Here is a 247-nt window from a genome sequence, read left to right as displayed (position 1 = left end):
AATCCATGTAATGCATGATCTCCCAGAAAAAAACTATTCACAGTCCATGGCTCATCATTCCATTGATAACGACCGTTTTTCAAGCGACAAACAAAAGGACTCATTTTAGCACTTTTGAATGCTGCTGTAATATGTTCTATGGCATCATGTGTATCTGCAAAACCATCCACTACATTTAAGGAACCATCCGGTGTATGTACCTTAAAACTGTTGAGCAATGCTCCAAAAGAAAAGAGTGTTGCCACCG

Annotated in this window: 1 protein-coding gene; it reads right to left on the bottom strand. The window is 39.3% G+C overall.

What is annotated here, in order from left to right; translation table 11 throughout:
* Nucleotides 1-247 (bottom strand): hypothetical protein (locus VJI94_RS08670; protein ID WP_324009079.1); only part of this gene is annotated, 247 nt, incomplete at both ends.

The sequence above is a fragment of the Parvimonas sp. D9 genome (assembly GCF_035282565.1).
GTDB classification, from domain to species: Bacteria; Bacillota; Clostridia; order Tissierellales; family Peptoniphilaceae; genus Parvimonas; species Parvimonas micra.
The sequence above is the reverse complement of the archived record's forward strand: the minus strand, read 5'-3'. Positions and strand labels throughout refer to the sequence as shown.